A 16,355-nucleotide genomic window follows, 5' to 3' on the forward strand; every position below is an offset into this window, starting at 1 on the left:
TCAGACGGTCAGGCCCTTGGCGCGCAGGAACTTGACGGGGTCGATCGCCGAGCCGTAGTTGGCGGTCGTACGGATCTCGAAGTGCAGGTGCGGACCACTGGAGTTACCGGTGTTGCCGGACCGGGCTATGTGCTGCCCGGTGGCGACGACCTGGCCGACCTTGACGTCGATCCGCGACAGGTGGGCGTACTGCGAGTACGTGCCGTTGGCGTGCTTGATGACGATGGCGTTGCCGTACGCGGCTCCGTCGCCGGCACCGTTCGAGCCGGCCTTGACGACCGTGCCGCCGTGCGCGGCGCGGACGTCGGTGCCGCTGGCGACGGCGAAGTCCTGGCCGCTGTGTGTGGACTGCCACATGCCGCCGGCCTGGGCGAAGGTCGCGGAGAGCGTGTAGCTCTTCACCGGCGCGACCCAGGAGACGGCCTTCTTGGCGGCGGCCTTCCGCACCGCGGCCTTCTTGGCGGCGGTCTTCTTCGCGGCGGTCGCCTTGGCGCTCGCGGCGGCCTTGGCGGCCTTCGCCTGCGCGGCGGCCTGCGCCTCGACACCGCTCGCGGCGGCGGAGGTGCTCACCACGGAGGTGGCGTCGGCGGCGACCGCGACCCCGGCACCCAGCGCGACCGACACACCGAGACCGGCGGTCAGGACGGCCGCGCGGGTGCGGAGCGTGGACGTACGGGCGGAGCGGAACGGGACGCGCGAAGACATCGAAACCTCATGGGGACGGGGACAGAAAAGCCACCCGGCACACGGACGGCCGCCGGATGGACCGTCCCTTGGTAACCCCGACCCCCACGGACCCCAAAACCCAAGATCTACGACGGAAGCTAGTACTTCATCCCAAAACTTCCGACTCCTTGACACAACCACCATCGGGAATGAATCCACCCACGACGGACGAACCCGCCACAAGGTTCCGGGACAAAAGTCCTTTTTGCCCAGATCGGGCCATCTACTACCCCAGGCAGTAACGGACAAATCGCCTGTGCGGCATGTCACCGACCCACAAGATCAAGGCCCTTGGGAATGTGACGGGGACTACTCTGCTGTCCCATCGACAAGGCTCAGGGGGAGGCCGAGTGGATCCGACGGTCATCGGCACCAGGCTCGCGTCCAGCCTGATCGGCCCACTGGTGAAGAAGCTCTTCCTACGGGAGGGCCCGGGCGCCGGCCTGGTCGACAAGCCCGTACGCGTCTCGGCGCTGGTGTCCTTCCGGGGCGAGCGGCGCACCCTCGGCCAGCGGTAGCTGCGCAAACTGGTCCGGGAGCTGGTCGAGCGCGCGGCCCGCGAGACCCGGAAGGCGCTGCTGGACACCGCGGAGCTGGAGGCGGTGGCGGACGCCCTGCGCCGCACCCTCCTCGCCCTCGGCGATCTGGACCTGGACGACATGCTGAAGGTGCTCTACCTGCAGAGCTGCGGGAACCTGATGTCCTTCGCCCCGCTGAAGCAACTGCCCCTGGAATCAGTGGGGCTGATGGACCTGCCGGGCATCCAGGACCTGGACGTGCTGAACGAGCTGAACCTGCTCAGCACGCTGAGGCTCGGCCCGGCGGAGGTCACCGGCCTCGCGTCCAAAGGGATCCGCCTGGAGAACATCCACCACGTCTCCCTGACAGGCGACGCGTCGGCGGCGCGACTCGGGTCGGCAGTGACGGCATTCCCTCGGACGGTGTCCTTACGGGTGCTCTCCGGCACCGAACTCGACCTGGCCCCTCTGGCAGCCCACCCAACCCTGCGCCGCGTGACGACTCCCCCCAACTGCCGCCTCCTGAAAGCGGATCGGCTCCCGGACACCATCGCCCTGAATCCCGACCGCCGCACAATGTGACGCACACCCCTAGCAAACTACCGTCCAGTAACCCTACGGTTCCCCTCGCGCCACCCTCGCCCCGCACCATGCACCAGACACCGGCATCCGGACGTGAGTGAGAGGACCCCCATGACAACAAGACGCCCCTGGGCGCGCCGCCTGGCCACCGCCGCCGTCTCCGTCTCCGCCCTCGTGGCGCTGGCGGCCCCCGCCGACGCGGCGACGAGCACCACCAGCACCGCCGCCGCCGAGGACGTCGACTACGCGACCTGGCAGACGGACTGCCGGGCGGTCATGGACCAGGCCCTGCCCTACCTGAAGCAGCGTATCGCCGCCGCGAAGCCGGGCGAGAAGCAGGCGATCGTCTTCGACATCGACAACACCACCCTGGAGACCGACTTCGGCTTCAGCTGGCCGCAGCCGGCCAACAAGCCCGTCCTGGACGTCGCGGAGTACGCCCAGGAGCACGGCGTCTCGCTGTTCTTCGTCACCGCCCGCCCGGGCATCATCTACCTGCCCACCGAGTACAACCTCGAGCACGACGGCTACGAGGTCTCCGGCCTCTACGTCCGCGGCCTCTTCGACCTCTTCAAGGACGTCGCCGCCTACAAGACCGCCCAGCGCGTCGACATCGAGAGCAAGGGCTACACGATCATCGCGAACGTCGGCAACAGCGCCACCGACCTCTCGGGCGGCCACGCCGAGAAGACGTACAAACTCCCGGACTACGACGGCCAGTTGTCCTGACTCCCGCCCCGGACCCCCAGTTGGGCTGATCGCCGGGCGCGTCTCCTGCGGGGCCGGTACTTTCGGGTACCGGCCCCACCGAGTCGACGGGCCGAGGGGGATTCCATGAGCGCCACAGAGCCGCCGCGCGTCGAACTCGCGGACGCCGTACAGACCATCCGCGACGAGCTGCTCACCGCGGCCCGGCGCTCCACGGGACACGACGTCGTCTTCGAAGTGGGCGACATCCAGATGGAGTTCACCGTCGAGTTCCGCAAGGAGAACAAGGCCCACGCCAAGGTGCTGGCCTGGGTCGTCGACGCGGGCGCGGACACCACGCGCGCCAACAGCCGTACGCACAAGGTGTCCTTCACCCTGCGGGCACGGGACGCGCGCACGGGCGCGCCCTGGAAGGTGCGCAACGAGACGGAGGGCAGCGTCGACGCGTTCGGCCGTGGTGCGCCCACCACGCCGTGATACTGCGTTCGGCCGTCGAGCGGTCCGTGGTGGTGCTGGCCGGATCGCAGGGCAGCGGAGTCATGCTGACCCCACGCCTCGTGCTGACCAGCGCGCACGTGCTGCGGAACAAGGAGTGGATCCGCACGGTCCACCCGGAGAGCGAACAGCCCCTGCCCAGCCGGGTGGTGTGGCGCGACGAGGAGACCGACGTCGCCCTGCTGCTCACCGGCGAGGAGCTGGTCGCCCCGGACCGCTGGGCACTGGCGAGACTGCGCTGGGGAGCCGTCGGCGCCTCCGATCCGCTGCCCGGCTGCCAGATCGTCGGCTTCCCGCAGGTCCAACGGTTCGGCCCGGACGACCAGTTGGAGTACGACCAGCTCACCGGAACCGTGCTGCCCATGGCCGGGCGGATCCGATCGACGCTGGTGTGCGAGTTCGACCGGGCCCCGGTGGCCGCCCCGAAGCCGGGCGAATCACCGTTCGCCGGACTGTCCGGGGCGCCCCTGTTCGCCGGCGCCGTCCTGATCGGCATAGTGACCCAGGTCCCGGACAAGCGCGACCACCGCCGCATCGAGGCGACCCCCGTGGACCGCATCCTCCAGGCCCCGGACTTCCCCCGCCAGGTGATGGGCAGCGAACCGGGTCACGTCCCCCCGGTGTTGGAGACGGTCGGGCCGGGCTCCCACTTCCAGGACGAGCGGTTCGAGCGCCAGTACGCGCGCGCCCTGAAGACCCGATACCGCAAGATCGAGATCTTCGGGCTCGACGAACTGGGCACCACCGAGACCAACTGGGACCTGGACACGGCGTACTTGAGCCTGGAGGCGATCTCCGCCACGGAGGCCCGGGAGACTCGGGAGACCCGGGAGGCTCGGGAGAACGCCCCCCTGCCCCAGGCCGTGTCCGTACCGCGCCGGATCAACGACCTGCTCGCCGACCGCCCTCGAACCGTCCTGCGCGGCGAGGCCGGCGCCGGCAAGACCACGCTGGTGTGGTGGCTCGCCTCCCATGCCGCCTGTGGCGCCCTCGATCACGAACTCGCCGAACTGAACGACCTGGTGCCCTTCGTGATCCCCATGCGCAGCCTGCTGGCCCGGGGCAAGGCCTTCCCCCGGCTCCCCGAACTGGCCACGGTCGCCGAGCTCCAGATCGACGAACTCCCCGACGGCTGGACCGGCCGCGTCCTGGCAGCGGGACGCGCGCTTCTCCTCGTCGACGGCATGGACGAAGTGCCGCCCGCCGACCGGGAGGAGGCCCGCCGCCGTCTGTCCGATCTCCTGGCGGCGTATCCGCACAACCGGTGCCTGGTCACCGTACGACCGCTGGCGGTGGCCACCGACTGGCTCGGCTCGGAGGACTTCGAGGAACTCCGGCTGCTCCCCATGCGCGACGAGGACGTCCTGGCCTTCTCCCGCGCCTGGCACGCGGCCGCGCGCCTGGAATGCGCCGGCCTCCGCGACACCCATCGGGCGGCCGTGGAGGAGGAGCACCTGCACACCCTGGAACGGGCGCTGACAACGGAGTTGGAGCGCAACCCGACCCTCCTCCACCTCTCCCGCACCCCGCTCCTCGCGGCCGTGGTCTGCGCCCTCCACCGCCGCCGCAGAGGATTCCTGCCGGAGACCCGCTGGTCCCTCTACCACGCCTCGCTCACCATGCTGCTCGGCGGCCGCGACACCCTGCGCCGGGTCGGCGCGCCCGAGGGCATAGTCCTGGGAGTCGAGGAACACCAGCAGTTGCTTCAACGCATCGCGGCCTGGCTGGCCCGCAGCGGGAACACCGAGTTCAACCACGCCCAGGCGGAACACCAGATCGCACTGGCCATGCGGAGCATGCCCCAGGTGCGGGAGCAGGGTTCCGCCGAGGCCGTCCTCACCCATCTCCTCAACCGCAGCGGACTGCTCCAGGAGCGCAACGAGACGGCCATCCAGTTCATCCACCGCACCTTCCAGGACTACCTGGCGGCGAAGGAACTCCAGGAGAGCGACGGCCTGGGCGAGCTGCTCCAGCACGCGGGCGAGGAGGAATGGCAGGACATCATCCTCCTGGCCGTCGGCCACTGCCACCGGGGCGAGGTCCGCCGCCTGATAGAGCAACTGATCGAGAAGGGCGACGGCACCGAGGACCGGGGGTTGCGCGCCAACATCCATGTGCTGGCGGCCCGTTGCGCGCTGAGCGCGGTGGTGCTGGAGGAGGAGGTACGGGAGGAGGTGGCTGAGCGGGTGCGGGGGTTGCTACGGCCGCTGGATGCCGCGGGCACCGCTGCGCTGGCGTCCCTTGGGTCGTACGTGCTTCCGCTGATCCCGGGCCCGGAGGGATTGGACGAGGCTCAAGCCCTACGGATCGTCAACCTCGTCCGCGAGGTCGGCGACCCTGCGTCCTTGCCGCTGCTTCGGCGGTACGCCACGCATACTTCCCGCTCTGTCCGAGGCATGCTCCAGAACACATGGCCGCGCTTTCCCACAGAGGACTACGCCCGAGAAGTTCTCGCCCATATGCCCCTTGAGGACGAGCAGGTCATCGTGACCACCCCCGCCATGGTCTCGGCATTGCACTACTGCGGTCCCATCGGCACGGTCATGGCCGACATGGCCGTCAGCGGTGCCGACCTGGCCGATCTCCTGCCGCGTACTGGTATCAGAGGGCTCTACGTCATCGACAACTCACTGCTGGACGACCTCTCCTTCGTCCGCGGGCTGTCCGGACTGACCTCTCTGCAGCTCAGTGTGTGCCCCAGAGTCAGGACACTGTCCGCACTCGAAGGCCTGCCGCTCACCTCGCTCAGCGTGGAACTCCAAGAGATGTCCAAGTCCGAACTGGTCTCTCTGGAACGGCTGGACCGGCTGACCGAACTCTCGCTGGCGGGCCCCCCGCTCGACAGCAACATCCCCATTCCCTCAAGGCACCCGACGGTCGAACGGCTCACGGTGATCGGCCACTCGGAGATGATGATCAACGACCTTTCCCAGTGGCCCTCTCTGCGTGAACTCGTCGTGCAAGGCGACTGCAACGTGCCCGCGCTGCTACTGGCAGCCGCCAAGGCCCCTTCACTCAGCAATCTCGACTTCAGGGTCGGCTTCAGGTTCGCGACACTGCCGCGCAGATCCTGGGACCTCGGTCCTCTACCAGGAATCCGCGATCTCACCCTCAGAGGCATCGACCGCGCCAGCTCCGCGACGGACCTGGCCCAGCTGTTCCCCTCGCTCACCCGACTCAGCATCGAATGCGCCCCAGGCACCGCACTGGACCTGTCCCCGCTCCAGGACCACCCCGACCTGACCATCGAGATCAACGGCCAGCCGGCGCACCCCAGCCCATGAGAAAGGGGCCGGCGCCCCAAAGGCACCGGCCCCTCATTCGGCGAACCCCCGGAAGGGCTACGCCTCCTTGCTCAGGTTGGGCCCAGCCCCGCCCGCCGCCTGCTCGATCGGCGGAACGTCCGGCAGTGCCGACTTCTCCTCACCCCGGAAGGTGAAGATCTTGGCCTCGCCCTCGCCCTCGGTGTCCACGACCACGATGTGACCGGGGCGCAGCTCGCCGAAGAGGATCTTCTCCGAGAGCGTGTCCTCGATCTCGCGCTGGATGGTGCGCCGCAGCGGACGCGCACCCAGCACCTGGTCGTAGCCCTTGGTCGACAGCAGCTCCTTGGCGGACTGGGAGAGCTCGATGCCCATGTCCCGGTCCTTGAGGCGCTCGTCCACCTTGGCCACCATCAGGTCGACGATCGCGAGGATGTCGGCCTGGGTGAGCTGCGGGAAGACGACGACGTCGTCGACGCGGTTGAGGAACTCGGGCCGGAAGTGCTGCTTGAGCTCGTCCGAGACCTTGTTCTTCATGCGCTCGTAGTTCGACTTCGTGTCACCCGTGGCCGCGAAGCCCAGGTTGAAGCCCTTGGAGATGTCCCGGGTGCCGAGGTTGGTCGTCATGATGATGACCGTGTTCTTGAAGTCCACGACCCGGCCCTGGGAGTCGGTCAGGCGACCGTCCTCCAGGATCTGCAGCAGCGAGTTGAAGATGTCCGGGTGGGCCTTCTCGACCTCGTCGAAGAGGACCACCGAGAACGGCTTGCGCCGCACCTTCTCCGTCAGCTGGCCGCCCTCTTCGTAGCCCACGTAACCGGGGGGCGAACCGAAGAGCCGCGAGACCGTGTGCTTCTCGCTGAACTCCGACATGTCGAGGGAGATCAGCGCGTCCTCGTCACCGAAGAGGAACTCCGCCAGCGCCTTGGACAGCTCGGTCTTACCGACACCGGACGGGCCGGCGAAGATGAACGAACCACCGGGACGCTTCGGGTCCTTCAGACCGGCACGCGTACGACGGATCGCCTTCGAGAGCGCCTTGACGGCGTCCTTCTGGCCGATGACCCGCTTGTGGAGCTCGTCCTCCATGCGCAGCAGACGCGAGGACTCCTCCTCGGTCAGCTTGAAGACCGGGATGCCGGTGGCGGTCGCGAGGACCTCGGCGATCAGCTCGCCGTCGACCTCGGCGACGACGTCCATGTCGCCGGCCTTCCACTCCTTCTCCCGCTTGGCCTTGGCGGCCAGGAGCTGCTTCTCCTTGTCGCGGAGGGAGGCGGCCTTCTCGAAGTCCTGCGAGTCGATCGCGGACTCCTTGTCGCGGCGCACGCCCGCGATCTTCTCGTCGAACTCGCGCAGGTCCGGCGGCGCGGTCATCCGGCGGATGCGCATCCGGGAGCCGGCCTCGTCGATCAGGTCGATCGCCTTGTCCGGCAGGAAGCGGTCCGAGATGTACCGGTCGGCCAGGGTGGCGGCCTGGACCAGCGCCTCGTCCGTGATGGAGACACGGTGATGGGCCTCGTACCGGTCACGCAGACCCTTGAGGATCTCGATCGTGTGCGGCAGCGAGGGCTCGGCGACCTGGATGGGCTGGAAACGGCGCTCGAGAGCGGCGTCCTTCTCCAGGTGCTTGCGGTACTCGTCGAGCGTGGTGGCGCCGATGGTCTGCAGCTCACCGCGGGCCAGCATGGGCTTCAGGATCGAAGCCGCGTCGATGGCGCCCTCGGCGGCACCCGCACCGACCAGCGTGTGCAGCTCGTCGATGAACAGGATGATGTCGCCGCGGGTGCGGATCTCCTTGAGCACCTTCTTCAGGCGCTCCTCGAAGTCACCGCGGTAGCGGGAGCCGGCGACCAGTGCGCCGAGGTCGAGGGTGTAGAGGTGCTTGTCCTTGAGGGTCTCGGGCACCTCGCCCTTGACGATGGCCTGGGCGAGCCCCTCGACGACGGCGGTCTTGCCGACGCCGGGCTCACCGATCAGGACCGGGTTGTTCTTCGTACGGCGGGACAGCACCTGCATGACCCGCTCGATCTCCTTCTCGCGCCCGATGACCGGGTCGAGCTTGGACTCACGAGCGGCCTGGGTGAGGTTCCGGCCGAACTGGTCGAGGACCAGGGACGTGGAGGGCGTGCCCTCGGCAGGACCGCCACTGGCGCCGGCGGTCTCCTTGCCCTGGTAGCCGGAGAGCAGCTGGATGACCTGCTGCCGCACCCGGTTGAGGTCGGCACCCAGCTTGACCAGGACCTGGGCGGCGACGCCCTCGCCCTCACGGATCAGGCCGAGCAGGATGTGCTCCGTGCCGATGTAGTTGTGGCCCAGCTGAAGGGCCTCGCGGAGCGACAGCTCCAGGACCTTCTTGGCACGAGGGGTGAAGGGGATGTGCCCGGACGGGGCCTGCTGGCCCTGGCCGATGATCTCCTCCACCTGCTGGCGGACCGCCTCGAGCGAAATCCCGAGGCTCTCAAGGGCCTTGGCGGCGACACCCTCACCCTCGTGGATCAGACCCAGGAGGATGTGCTCGGTGCCGATGTAGTTGTGGTTGAGCATCCGGGCTTCTTCCTGAGCCAGGACGACAACCCGCCGCGCGCGGTCGGTGAACCTCTCGAACATCGTTAATCGCTCCTCAGAGCGGTCAGGCAGTGGGGGGAACTTCCCCTCCCTGTCCTTCCGCAGCTTAGTCCCGCAAGCGGGGACCGCTCATTCCAACTGCCGACACCGGACCGAGAACCAGCACTGCCTCCTGACCCCGAACGCCGACATCTGCTCCAACTCGATGGTGCGAGACGATGTTCCCGCAGGCCAGACAGTTACCCCCACCATCAGTACGCCGATGGCGAACGTGAGACGCCCCGTCCTGCGTGTCGCCCCCTCTCACTAGGGATGTCTTACCCGTGCGAACGGACACTCCATGCCGCGCGCACCGGTTCCCTCCGCTATGGGCGAACACCCTTGCACCTCGCCGCACCCCCGCACGCCCCCTTTTCGACACGCTGTGCAATTACTGGAACACCCAGCGTAACTCGCGGCCTCTTCGGACGGTTGCGCTTGTCATGGTTGGCAGCGACCCCTCGCTCACTCTCCCGCTCACCGCGGTCGGCACCAGGGTCCCGGCCCCGCGCCGCCCCCTCGATCCGGACGAGCGGCTCCGCCGGTGGTACGAGGTCGAGCTGGGCTGGCCGACGCTGCCCCCGGACCCCACCGGCGCCGGTTCTCCGCTGCGCCTGCGCGCGGGCGAGCGTTTCGACGTCCTGGACGTGCCGGCCGAGGCGGGCCGGGCGGCGCTGCGGCATCTCGCGCCGGGCTCTCCGGTGGCCGTCCTGGGCGATCGGATGCGGCTGCTGGTGGCCGCGGGCGGCGCGGAGGAGCTGCCGGGGCTGCTGGACTGGCTGGAGTGGCGCGCGCTGGCGCTCGATCTCACCGCGATCGGCGAGGGCGGCCGGATGGACGCGCCGCTGCTGCCCGGGCGGGTTCCGGTCCGCGCGGACACCCTGCAGGGGGCCGCCGTATGGTTGCGGCCCCCCGAGCCGGGGTGCGAGGTCGAGGCCTCGCTGCCGACACTGTCGGCCGTGGGGGGCCTTGGGGGCGCCCCCGATCTCGTACGACTGGTGGACACGGTGGCGACGCAATGCCACCGGCTGCGGCTGCGGCGCGCGTGCGCGGAGCCGCTGTCCTTTCCCTAGGCCCGCGAGCGGGCTTTCGGGACGGTAATGCCCACGGTCAGGCGTTGGCCTTCTCGTAGGCCTCACGGATGGACGCGGGGACGCGGCCACGGTCGTTGACCTCGAAGCCGTTCTCCTTCGCCCACGCGCGGATCTGTGCGGTGTCCTGGCTGCCGCCCGTCGTGGCACGCGCCTTTCCGCGCCCGCCCGAAGCGCGGCCTCCGGTACGCCGACCGCCCTTCACGTAAGGGTCGAGAAGGCCGCGAAGCTTGTCCGCATTGGCAGTCGTGAGATCGATCTCGTACGTCTTGCCGTCCAGCGCGAACGTGACGGTCTCGTCCGCCTCGCCGCCGTCGAGGTCGTCGACAAGAAGGACCTGAACCTTCTGTGCCACCGGATTTCCTTTCATCCATAACTTGAGGGCCGTGGCTCTGCGGCGTCTGCCGTTTCGCCGTCCCTTGTTATATGCAGTACTGCAGTACGTCGGAAAGCAAACCGCTTTTGCTGGAAAAACACAAACCCCCGGGAGAGACCGGTCGACCCGGTCCGGTCCGGAAACATGCGCGTTTCGGACATAGGGAACCTGGGCAGGGGTCGCGCGGAATACAGCCTGGTGATCGGCGATCACAGATCCTCACAGATGCAGAAGCATCCGGCTGTTGCCCAAGGTGTTCGGTTTCACTCGTTCGAGTCCGAGGAACTCGGCGACGCCCTCGTCATAGGAACGCATCAGCTCTGCGTAGACATCCGTGTCGACAGGCGTCTCACCGATCTCGACGAAGCCGTGCTTGCCGAAGAAGTCCACTTCGAAGGTCAGGCAGAAAACGCGACGAACGCCGAGCCAGCGCGCGGTCTCCAGCAACTTCTCCAGCAACTGATGCCCGACACCGGCACCCTTGAGGCCGTCCTTCACCGCGAGAGTACGGACTTCCGCGAGGTCTTCCCACATCACATGCAGTGCGCCGCAGCCGACCACCTCGGCGCTTGAGTCGGCATCCCGTTCGGCGACCCAGAACTCCTGGATGTCCTCGTAAAGCGTCACCGTCGCTTTGTCGAGCAGGATGCGGTCACGGACGTACGCGTCAAGGAGCTGGCGCACGGCCGGGACATCGCTGGTACGGGCCCGCCGGACGGTGATGGCTTTAGCGCTGACTTCGGGGCCTTCGGGGCTCACTGCTGACATGAGCGGACGCTATCGCCCGCCGTCACCCGGCGCGGCGCCGGGGTTCGCCTCTTCCTGTTCCCGCGTTTCCGGTCCCTGGACCATGCGTACGGCGTCGCGCAGAGCATGTCGCTGTTCGTCGCTCATCATGCCGAAGAACGCGACGAGAGCGGCGGCGGGGTTGTCACTCTGCGCCCACGCGTCGTTCATCAGGGCAGCGGCGTACGCGGCCCGCGTGGAGACCGCCTCATATCGATAGGCCCGGCCTTCGGCCTCACGCCGCACCCAACCCTTCTGATGGAGATTGTCCAAAACGGTCATCACGGTGGTGTACGCGATGGACCGTTCCTGCTGAAGGTCTTCCAGGACTTCCCGAACGGTCACCGGGCGGTTCCACTTCCACACCCGCGTCATGACCGAGTCTTCGAGTTCTCCCAATGGGCGAGGCACAGCTCGCACAATAGTGGGAGATCACCGCATTGGCGTGCCGGACGTGCGCTTCACCGGCAAACGACAACAAAAAGGGCGTACGACTCGAAAAACCAGCGAGTCGTACGCCGATGAGGGCGCCCTTGGGCGAACCGCTCAGCCGTCGCCCTTGGCGGAGGTCTGCCGGGCACCCTCCGCGCGCGCGAGGACGGCGTCCACGGCGGCGTCCTCCTTGGCCTTGTTGGCCCCGCCCTGGGTCTTCACGATCACCCTGATCACGCCGATGAAGAACACGGCCATCACGATGGGCGGCACGAGCGCGGAGACGTAGTCCATGCCTCCAGGGTAGCCACGGGGCGTGCGGCGGCCGGGCGGGGGGTCCGGGTGCGGTCAGCCCGCCGCGAGTTCCCGGGGCGGGGTCGCCGTGCTCGGCGGGGTCGGTTTGCGGCGCGGGAAGACCTCGCCCGGGGTGGGGATGGGCCGGTTCGGCTTCGGGGCCGCCGGAGCGGGCGCCGGCTTCGGGGCGGCGGGCTTCTCCGCGGGCCGCTTCCGGGGATCCCCGTCCGCCGCCTCGCCGACCGCGCCCGAGAGACCGCCGGGCAGGGCCGTGAGGCGCGTGCGGGAGACGGGGACGACCGGAGCAGCCGGACGGATCGCGCGACGCGCCAGACGGGCGCGTACGTCCTGTTCCGCGAGCGTCTGGCAGCGGTCCAGGAGCGCGGCGGCGACCGGATTGCCCCGCAGGGCGCGCAGGGCCGCGAGGTCGTCGGGTTCCGGGCGGTATCCGGACCCCAGCGCCTCCTCCAGAAGGGCGAGGTATCCGGCGACGGTGCCGGGCAGCGCGGCGCGGTAGCGACCCAGGTCCGCCACCAGGAAGGCGCGCAGCCGGGCCCCCTCACGCAATGCCTCGTCGAGGGACTCGGCCAGGCGGAGGCAGTCTTGGACGTCCTCGGCCGAGGCGGGGCTGGGGCGAAGGGCGAGGGCGAGAGCGCGGCGGAGCACACGCAGCTCCTCCACACCAAACGCCATGCCGCCGCGGGATCCGTATGGCGTGGGCATGCGCCGACGGTACGCGCTAATCAGACAAACTCGACATAGGGGGACGGTGTGGCGTGCGGGAGCCACCCGGTTGATCAGCCGGAACACACGGCGGCGCGCGCGGGGCACCCGCCGGCTCGACGCGCCGCGTGCGCGGGACGCCCGCCCGCACCGCGACCCGCCCGCCAAGCCCCCTGCCAGGGACCCGGCGGCGCCGTCGTCACATCCGGGACACGTTCCGCTCGTAGACCAGGCGCAGTCCCACCAGCGTCAGCCAGGGTTCGTGCTCGTCGATCACCGAGGCCTCGCCCAGGACCATCGGGGCGAGGCCGCCGGTGGCGATCACCGTCACGTCGTCGGGGTCGGTGGCGAGTTCGCGGGCCATGCGGGTGACGACGCCGTCGACCTGGCCGGCGAAGCCGTAGATGATGCCGGACTGCATCGCCTCGACGGTGTTCTTGCCGATCACGCTGCGCGGCCGGGCGACCTCGATCTTGCGGAGCTGGGCGCCGCGGACGCCGAGTGCCTCGACGGAGATCTCGATGCCGGGGGCGATGACACCGCCGACGTACTCCCCGCGCGCGCTGACCGCGTCGAACGTCGTCGCCGTGCCGAAGTCGACGACGATCGCCGGACCGCCGTAGAGCTCGACGGCCGCGACCGAGTTGATGATCCGGTCCGCGCCGACCTCCTTGGGGTTGTCGGTGAGGATCGGCACGCCCGTCTTCACACCCGGCTCGACGAGGACCGCGGGCACGTCGCCGTAGTAGCGCCGCGTCACCTCGCGCAGCTCGTGCAGGACGGAGGGGACGGTCGCGCAGATGGCGATGCCGTCGATGCCGTCGCCGAGCTCGTCCCCGAGCAGCGGGTGCATGCCCATCAGGCCCTGCAACAGCACCGCCAGCTCGTCGGCCGTGCGGCGCGCGTCCGTGGAGATCCGCCAGTGCTCGACGATGTCCTCTCCGTCGAACAGGCCGAGGACCGTGTGCGTGTTCCCTACGTCGATGGTCAGCAGCATGGCCGGTTCCTACTCCGCCGCTCGCAGGTCCAGGCCGATGTCCAGGATCGGCGAGGAGTGGGTCAGGGCCCCCACGGCCAGGTAGTCCACGCCGGTGTCCGCGTACGACTTCGCGTTCTCCAGGGTGAGCCGGCCCGACGCCTCCAGGACGGCGCGGCCGTTCACGATGCCCACCGCCTCCTCGCACTCGCCGGGCGTGAAGTTGTCCAGCAGGATCAGGTCCGCGCCCGCGTCGACGACCTCGCGCAACTGGTGCAGCGTGTCGACCTCGACCTCGATCGGCACCTCGGGGAACGCCTCCCGCACCGCCTCGAAGGCCTGCGCGACCCCGCCCGCGGCGACCACGTGGTTGTCCTTGACGAGCGCCGCGTCGGACAGCGACATCCGGTGGTTGACGCCCCCGCCGCAGCGGACCGCGTACTTCTCCAGGGCGCGCAGTCCCGGTGTCGTCTTGCGGGTGTCGCGCACCCGCGCCTTGGTGCCCTCCAGCGCGTCCGCCCACGCGCGCGTGTGGGTCGCGACGCCCGACATGCGGCACAGCAGGTTCAGCGCGCTGCGCTCGGCGGTGAGCAGGTCGCGCGTGCGCGTGGTGACCGACAGCAGCCGCTGCCCGGCCCCCACCCGGTCGCCGTCCTCGACGTGCCGCTCGACCTCGAACTCGTCCGTGCACACCACGGACAGCACCGCCTCGGCGACCCTGAGGCCCGCCACGACGCCCTCCTCGCGCGCGGTGAAGTCGGCGGTGGCGACCGCGTCCTCGGGGATGGTGGCGACCGTGGTCACGTCCACGCCGTGGTCGAGGTCCTCCTGGATGGCCACGTTGGCGATGTCCTCGACCTCAAGGGGGTCGAGTCCGGCGTCGGCCAGGAGCTGCGCGAGCGCGGGGTCGAGCCCGCACTCCATGTACTCGGCCAGGTCATTGGCGTCGCCCTCGGCACCGCAGGCGCAGCCGTCGCCGCAGCCTCCGGACGGGGCGAGGGGGAGGTCGGGGGTGCTCACGTCTGTCACTGCTCCTGATGGGGCTGCCGGGTCGGGGGGAAGTCTGCGGTATCGGTGGTGTGCAGGGCGAGTGCGCGGTCCGGATTCAGCCGTACGACGATGTGGCGCCGCCATGCCGTGTCGTCGCGCTCGGCGTGGTCCTCGCGCCAGTGGCAGCCCCGCGTCTCCTCGCGCGTTCGGGCGGCGGCGACCAGGACACGGGCCACGTAGAGGAGGTTGGTGGCCTCCCAGGTGTCGACGCCGGGCTCGGACGTCTTGCCGTTCTCGGCGAGGTCGTCGCGGGCCTCGGTGTCCAGTCGCTGGAGCTGGTCGGCGGCCCGGGCGAGGGACACGGCGGAGCGCAGGACGCCCGCGCCGTCGGTCATGATCCGCTGGATCGCGAACCGGTTCTCGGGGGCCAGCAGCGGGTGCGCGGGCGTCCGCGGGTGCTCGACGGGCTCGGGCACCCGCGCGTCGAGGCCGTCCCGCGCGCGGGTCGCCCCGATGTCGGCGGCGATGCGCTCGGCGTAGACGAGGCCCTCCAGGAGCGAGTTGGAGGCGAGCCGGTTGGCGCCGTGCACGCCGGTGCAGGCGACCTCGCCGCACGCGTACAGGCCCGGGACGGTCGTGCGGCCCCGGGAGTCGGTGCGCACGCCGCCGGAGGCGTAGTGGGCGGCCGGCGCGATCGGGATGGGGTCGGTGACCGGGTCGATGCCGTGCGCGCGGCAGGCGGCGAGGATCGTCGGGAAACGGTGCTCCCACATGTCGGCGCCGAAGTGCCGGGCGTCCAGGAACATGTGCTCGGCGTCCTGCTCCTGCATGCGCCGCATGATGCCCTTGGCGACGATGTCCCGGGGCGCGAGCTCGGCCAGTTCGTGCTGTCCCACCATGAAGCGCACGCCGTCGGCGTCGACCAGGTGGGCGCCCTCGCCGCGCACGGCCTCGGAGACCAGCGGCTGCTGGCCCTCCGCGTCGGCGCCCAGGAAGAGCACGGTGGGGTGGAACTGCACGAACTCCAGGTCGCTCACCTCGGCCCCGGCACGCAGGGCGAGCGCGACGCCGTCACCGGTCGACACCGACGGGTTGGTGGTCGCCGAGAACACCTGGCCCATGCCGCCGGTCGCGAGGACGACCGCGGGCGCGTGCACCGCGCCCACGCCATCGTGCTGGCCCTCGCCCATGACGTGCAGGGAGACACCGGCGGTGCGGCCGTCGGCGTCGGTCAGCAGGTCGAGCACGAGCGCGTTCTCGATCGTCCGCAGCCCTCGCGCGCGTACCGCCTCGACGAGCGCCCGGGAGATCTCCGCGCCGGTCGCGTCGCCGCCCGCGTGCGCGATCCGGCGGCGGTGGTGACCGCCCTCCCGGGTGAGTTCGAGCAGGCCCTCGGAGGACTCGTCGAAGTGCGCGCCGGTGTCGATGAGCCGGCGTACGGCGTCAGGTCCCTCGGTGACCAGGATCCGTACGGCCTCCTCGTCGCACAGGCCCGCGCCCGCCACGAGCGTGTCGTCGAGGTGCTGTTCGGGGGTGTCGCCCTCGCCGAGGGCCGCGGCGATGCCGCCCTGCGCCCAGCGCGTGGAGCCGTCGTCGAGGCGGGCCTTGGTGACGACGACCGTGCGCAGGCCCGCGGCCTCGCAGCGCAGGGCCGTGGTCAGGCCGGCCACTCCGGAACCGACGACCACCACGTCCGCGGCGATGCTCCAGCCCGGGGTGGGCGCATGAAGGCAGGGGCGGGCGCGAAGCGCTCTCGTCGGGTGGTGGTGGGCGACGGGCGGGCGTATGCCT

General features: G+C 69.8%; 16 protein-coding genes. 6 read left to right on the forward strand and 10 right to left on the reverse strand.

The window, feature by feature from the left end; genetic code table 11:
* Entirely contained in the window at positions 1-705 is a 705-nt protein-coding gene (locus ACIP6U_RS18550; protein WP_401718627.1) for a M23 family metallopeptidase, read from the reverse strand.
* A 371-nt stretch (positions 706-1,076) separates the two neighbouring features.
* On the opposite strand from ACIP6U_RS18550, the gene ACIP6U_RS18555 reads away from it, so the two are divergent.
* The 5 genes from ACIP6U_RS18555 (at position 1,077) to ACIP6U_RS18575 (ending at position 6,313) form a co-directional block, all read left to right on the forward strand.
* Positions 1,077-1,244 carry a hypothetical protein gene (locus ACIP6U_RS18555; RefSeq protein WP_401718630.1) on the forward strand — a complete coding sequence of 56 codons (168 nt, stop codon included), beginning with the start codon at positions 1,077-1,079 and terminating at the stop codon, positions 1,242-1,244.
* 84 nt (positions 1,245-1,328) lie between these two features.
* Positions 1,329-1,826 carry a hypothetical protein gene (locus ACIP6U_RS18560; RefSeq protein WP_401718632.1) on the forward strand — a complete coding sequence of 166 codons (498 nt, stop codon included), beginning with the start codon at positions 1,329-1,331 and terminating at the stop codon, positions 1,824-1,826.
* A 111-nt stretch (positions 1,827-1,937) separates the two neighbouring features.
* Positions 1,938-2,555, forward strand: coding sequence for an HAD family acid phosphatase (locus tag ACIP6U_RS18565; protein ID WP_401718635.1), 618 nt, complete (start codon positions 1,938-1,940; stop codon positions 2,553-2,555).
* A 105-nt stretch (positions 2,556-2,660) separates the two neighbouring features.
* A complete protein-coding gene (locus ACIP6U_RS18570; RefSeq protein WP_401718638.1) occupies positions 2,661-3,011 on the forward strand; it encodes a trypco2 family protein in 351 nt (116 codons plus the stop codon).
* Positions 3,008-6,313 carry an NACHT domain-containing protein gene (locus ACIP6U_RS18575; RefSeq protein ID WP_401718641.1) on the forward strand — a complete coding sequence of 1,102 codons (3,306 nt, stop codon included), beginning with the start codon at positions 3,008-3,010 and terminating at the stop codon, positions 6,311-6,313. Before ACIP6U_RS18570 ends, ACIP6U_RS18575 begins: the two co-directional genes overlap by 4 nt.
* A 57-nt stretch (positions 6,314-6,370) precedes the next feature.
* Here the strand turns inward: ACIP6U_RS18575 and ACIP6U_RS18580 are convergent, their stop codons facing one another.
* A complete protein-coding gene (locus tag ACIP6U_RS18580; RefSeq protein ID WP_280875617.1) occupies positions 6,371-8,899 on the reverse strand; it encodes an ATP-dependent Clp protease ATP-binding subunit in 2,529 nt (842 codons plus the stop codon).
* Positions 8,900-9,339: 440 nt separating this feature from the next.
* Here ACIP6U_RS18580 and ACIP6U_RS18585 point away from each other — a divergent pair, with 440 nt between their 5' ends.
* Entirely contained in the window at positions 9,340-9,969 is a 630-nt protein-coding gene (locus ACIP6U_RS18585; protein ID WP_401718645.1) for an SCO3374 family protein, read from the forward strand.
* A gap of 37 nt (positions 9,970-10,006) precedes the next feature.
* On the opposite strand, the gene ACIP6U_RS18590 is transcribed toward ACIP6U_RS18585, so the two are convergent.
* The 8 genes from ACIP6U_RS18590 to ACIP6U_RS18625 all read right to left on the reverse strand — a co-directional run bounded on the left by ACIP6U_RS18590 (position 10,007) and on the right by ACIP6U_RS18625 (position 16,351).
* On the reverse strand, positions 10,007-10,342 hold the full coding sequence (locus ACIP6U_RS18590) for an Lsr2 family protein (RefSeq protein ID WP_401718648.1): 336 nt from the start codon (positions 10,340-10,342) through the stop codon (positions 10,007-10,009).
* A gap of 240 nt (positions 10,343-10,582) precedes the next feature.
* A complete protein-coding gene (locus tag ACIP6U_RS18595) occupies positions 10,583-11,131 on the reverse strand; it encodes an amino-acid N-acetyltransferase (protein WP_401718650.1) in 549 nt (182 codons plus the stop codon).
* A 9-nt stretch (positions 11,132-11,140) separates the two neighbouring features.
* Entirely contained in the window at positions 11,141-11,548 is a 408-nt protein-coding gene (locus tag ACIP6U_RS18600; RefSeq protein WP_401718653.1) for a BlaI/MecI/CopY family transcriptional regulator, read from the reverse strand.
* Between the two features lie 147 nt (positions 11,549-11,695).
* Positions 11,696-11,875, reverse strand: coding sequence for a hypothetical protein (locus ACIP6U_RS18605; RefSeq protein ID WP_401718655.1), 180 nt, complete (start codon positions 11,873-11,875; stop codon positions 11,696-11,698).
* Between the two features lie 54 nt (positions 11,876-11,929).
* Positions 11,930-12,568 (reverse strand): hypothetical protein, encoded by a 639-nt coding sequence (locus tag ACIP6U_RS18610; RefSeq protein WP_401719608.1) that lies wholly within the window; start codon positions 12,566-12,568, stop codon positions 11,930-11,932.
* Between the two features lie 229 nt (positions 12,569-12,797).
* A complete protein-coding gene (locus tag ACIP6U_RS18615; RefSeq protein WP_123998592.1) occupies positions 12,798-13,595 on the reverse strand; it encodes a type III pantothenate kinase in 798 nt (265 codons plus the stop codon).
* A 9-nt stretch (positions 13,596-13,604) separates the two neighbouring features.
* Positions 13,605-14,594 (reverse strand): carboxylating nicotinate-nucleotide diphosphorylase, encoded by a 990-nt coding sequence (nadC, locus tag ACIP6U_RS18620; protein WP_401718657.1) that lies wholly within the window; start codon positions 14,592-14,594, stop codon positions 13,605-13,607.
* Between the two features lie 5 nt (positions 14,595-14,599).
* On the reverse strand, positions 14,600-16,351 hold the full coding sequence (locus ACIP6U_RS18625) for an L-aspartate oxidase (protein WP_401719610.1): 1,752 nt from the start codon (positions 16,349-16,351) through the stop codon (positions 14,600-14,602).
* Positions 16,352-16,355 lie beyond the last annotated feature (4 nt).

Origin of the sequence: Streptomyces sp. NPDC088794, from assembly GCF_044750545.1 — a bacterium.
Lineage (GTDB): Bacteria > Actinomycetota > Actinomycetes > Streptomycetales > Streptomycetaceae > Streptomyces.

What these genes read in the sequence shown, in the direction of transcription:
- ACIP6U_RS18550 (WP_401718627.1), bottom strand. Translation starts at nt 705, where the DNA reads ATGTCTTCGCGCGTCCCGTTCCGCTCCGCCCGTACGTCCACGCTCCGC.
- ACIP6U_RS18565 (WP_401718635.1), top strand. Translation starts at nt 1,938, where the DNA reads ATGACAACAAGACGCCCCTGGGCGCGCCGCCTGGCCACCGCCGCCGTC.
- ACIP6U_RS18570 (WP_401718638.1), top strand. Translation starts at nt 2,661, where the DNA reads ATGAGCGCCACAGAGCCGCCGCGCGTCGAACTCGCGGACGCCGTACAG.
- ACIP6U_RS18580 (WP_280875617.1), bottom strand. Translation starts at nt 8,899, where the DNA reads ATGTTCGAGAGGTTCACCGACCGCGCGCGGCGGGTTGTCGTCCTGGCT.
- ACIP6U_RS18585 (WP_401718645.1), top strand. Translation starts at nt 9,340, where the DNA reads ATGGTTGGCAGCGACCCCTCGCTCACTCTCCCGCTCACCGCGGTCGGC.
- ACIP6U_RS18595 (WP_401718650.1), bottom strand. Translation starts at nt 11,131, where the DNA reads ATGTCAGCAGTGAGCCCCGAAGGCCCCGAAGTCAGCGCTAAAGCCATC.
- ACIP6U_RS18605 (WP_401718655.1), bottom strand. Translation starts at nt 11,875, where the DNA reads ATGGACTACGTCTCCGCGCTCGTGCCGCCCATCGTGATGGCCGTGTTC.
- ACIP6U_RS18610 (WP_401719608.1), bottom strand. Translation starts at nt 12,568, where the DNA reads ATGGCGTTTGGTGTGGAGGAGCTGCGTGTGCTCCGCCGCGCTCTCGCC.
- ACIP6U_RS18615 (WP_123998592.1), bottom strand. Translation starts at nt 13,595, where the DNA reads ATGCTGCTGACCATCGACGTAGGGAACACGCACACGGTCCTCGGCCTG.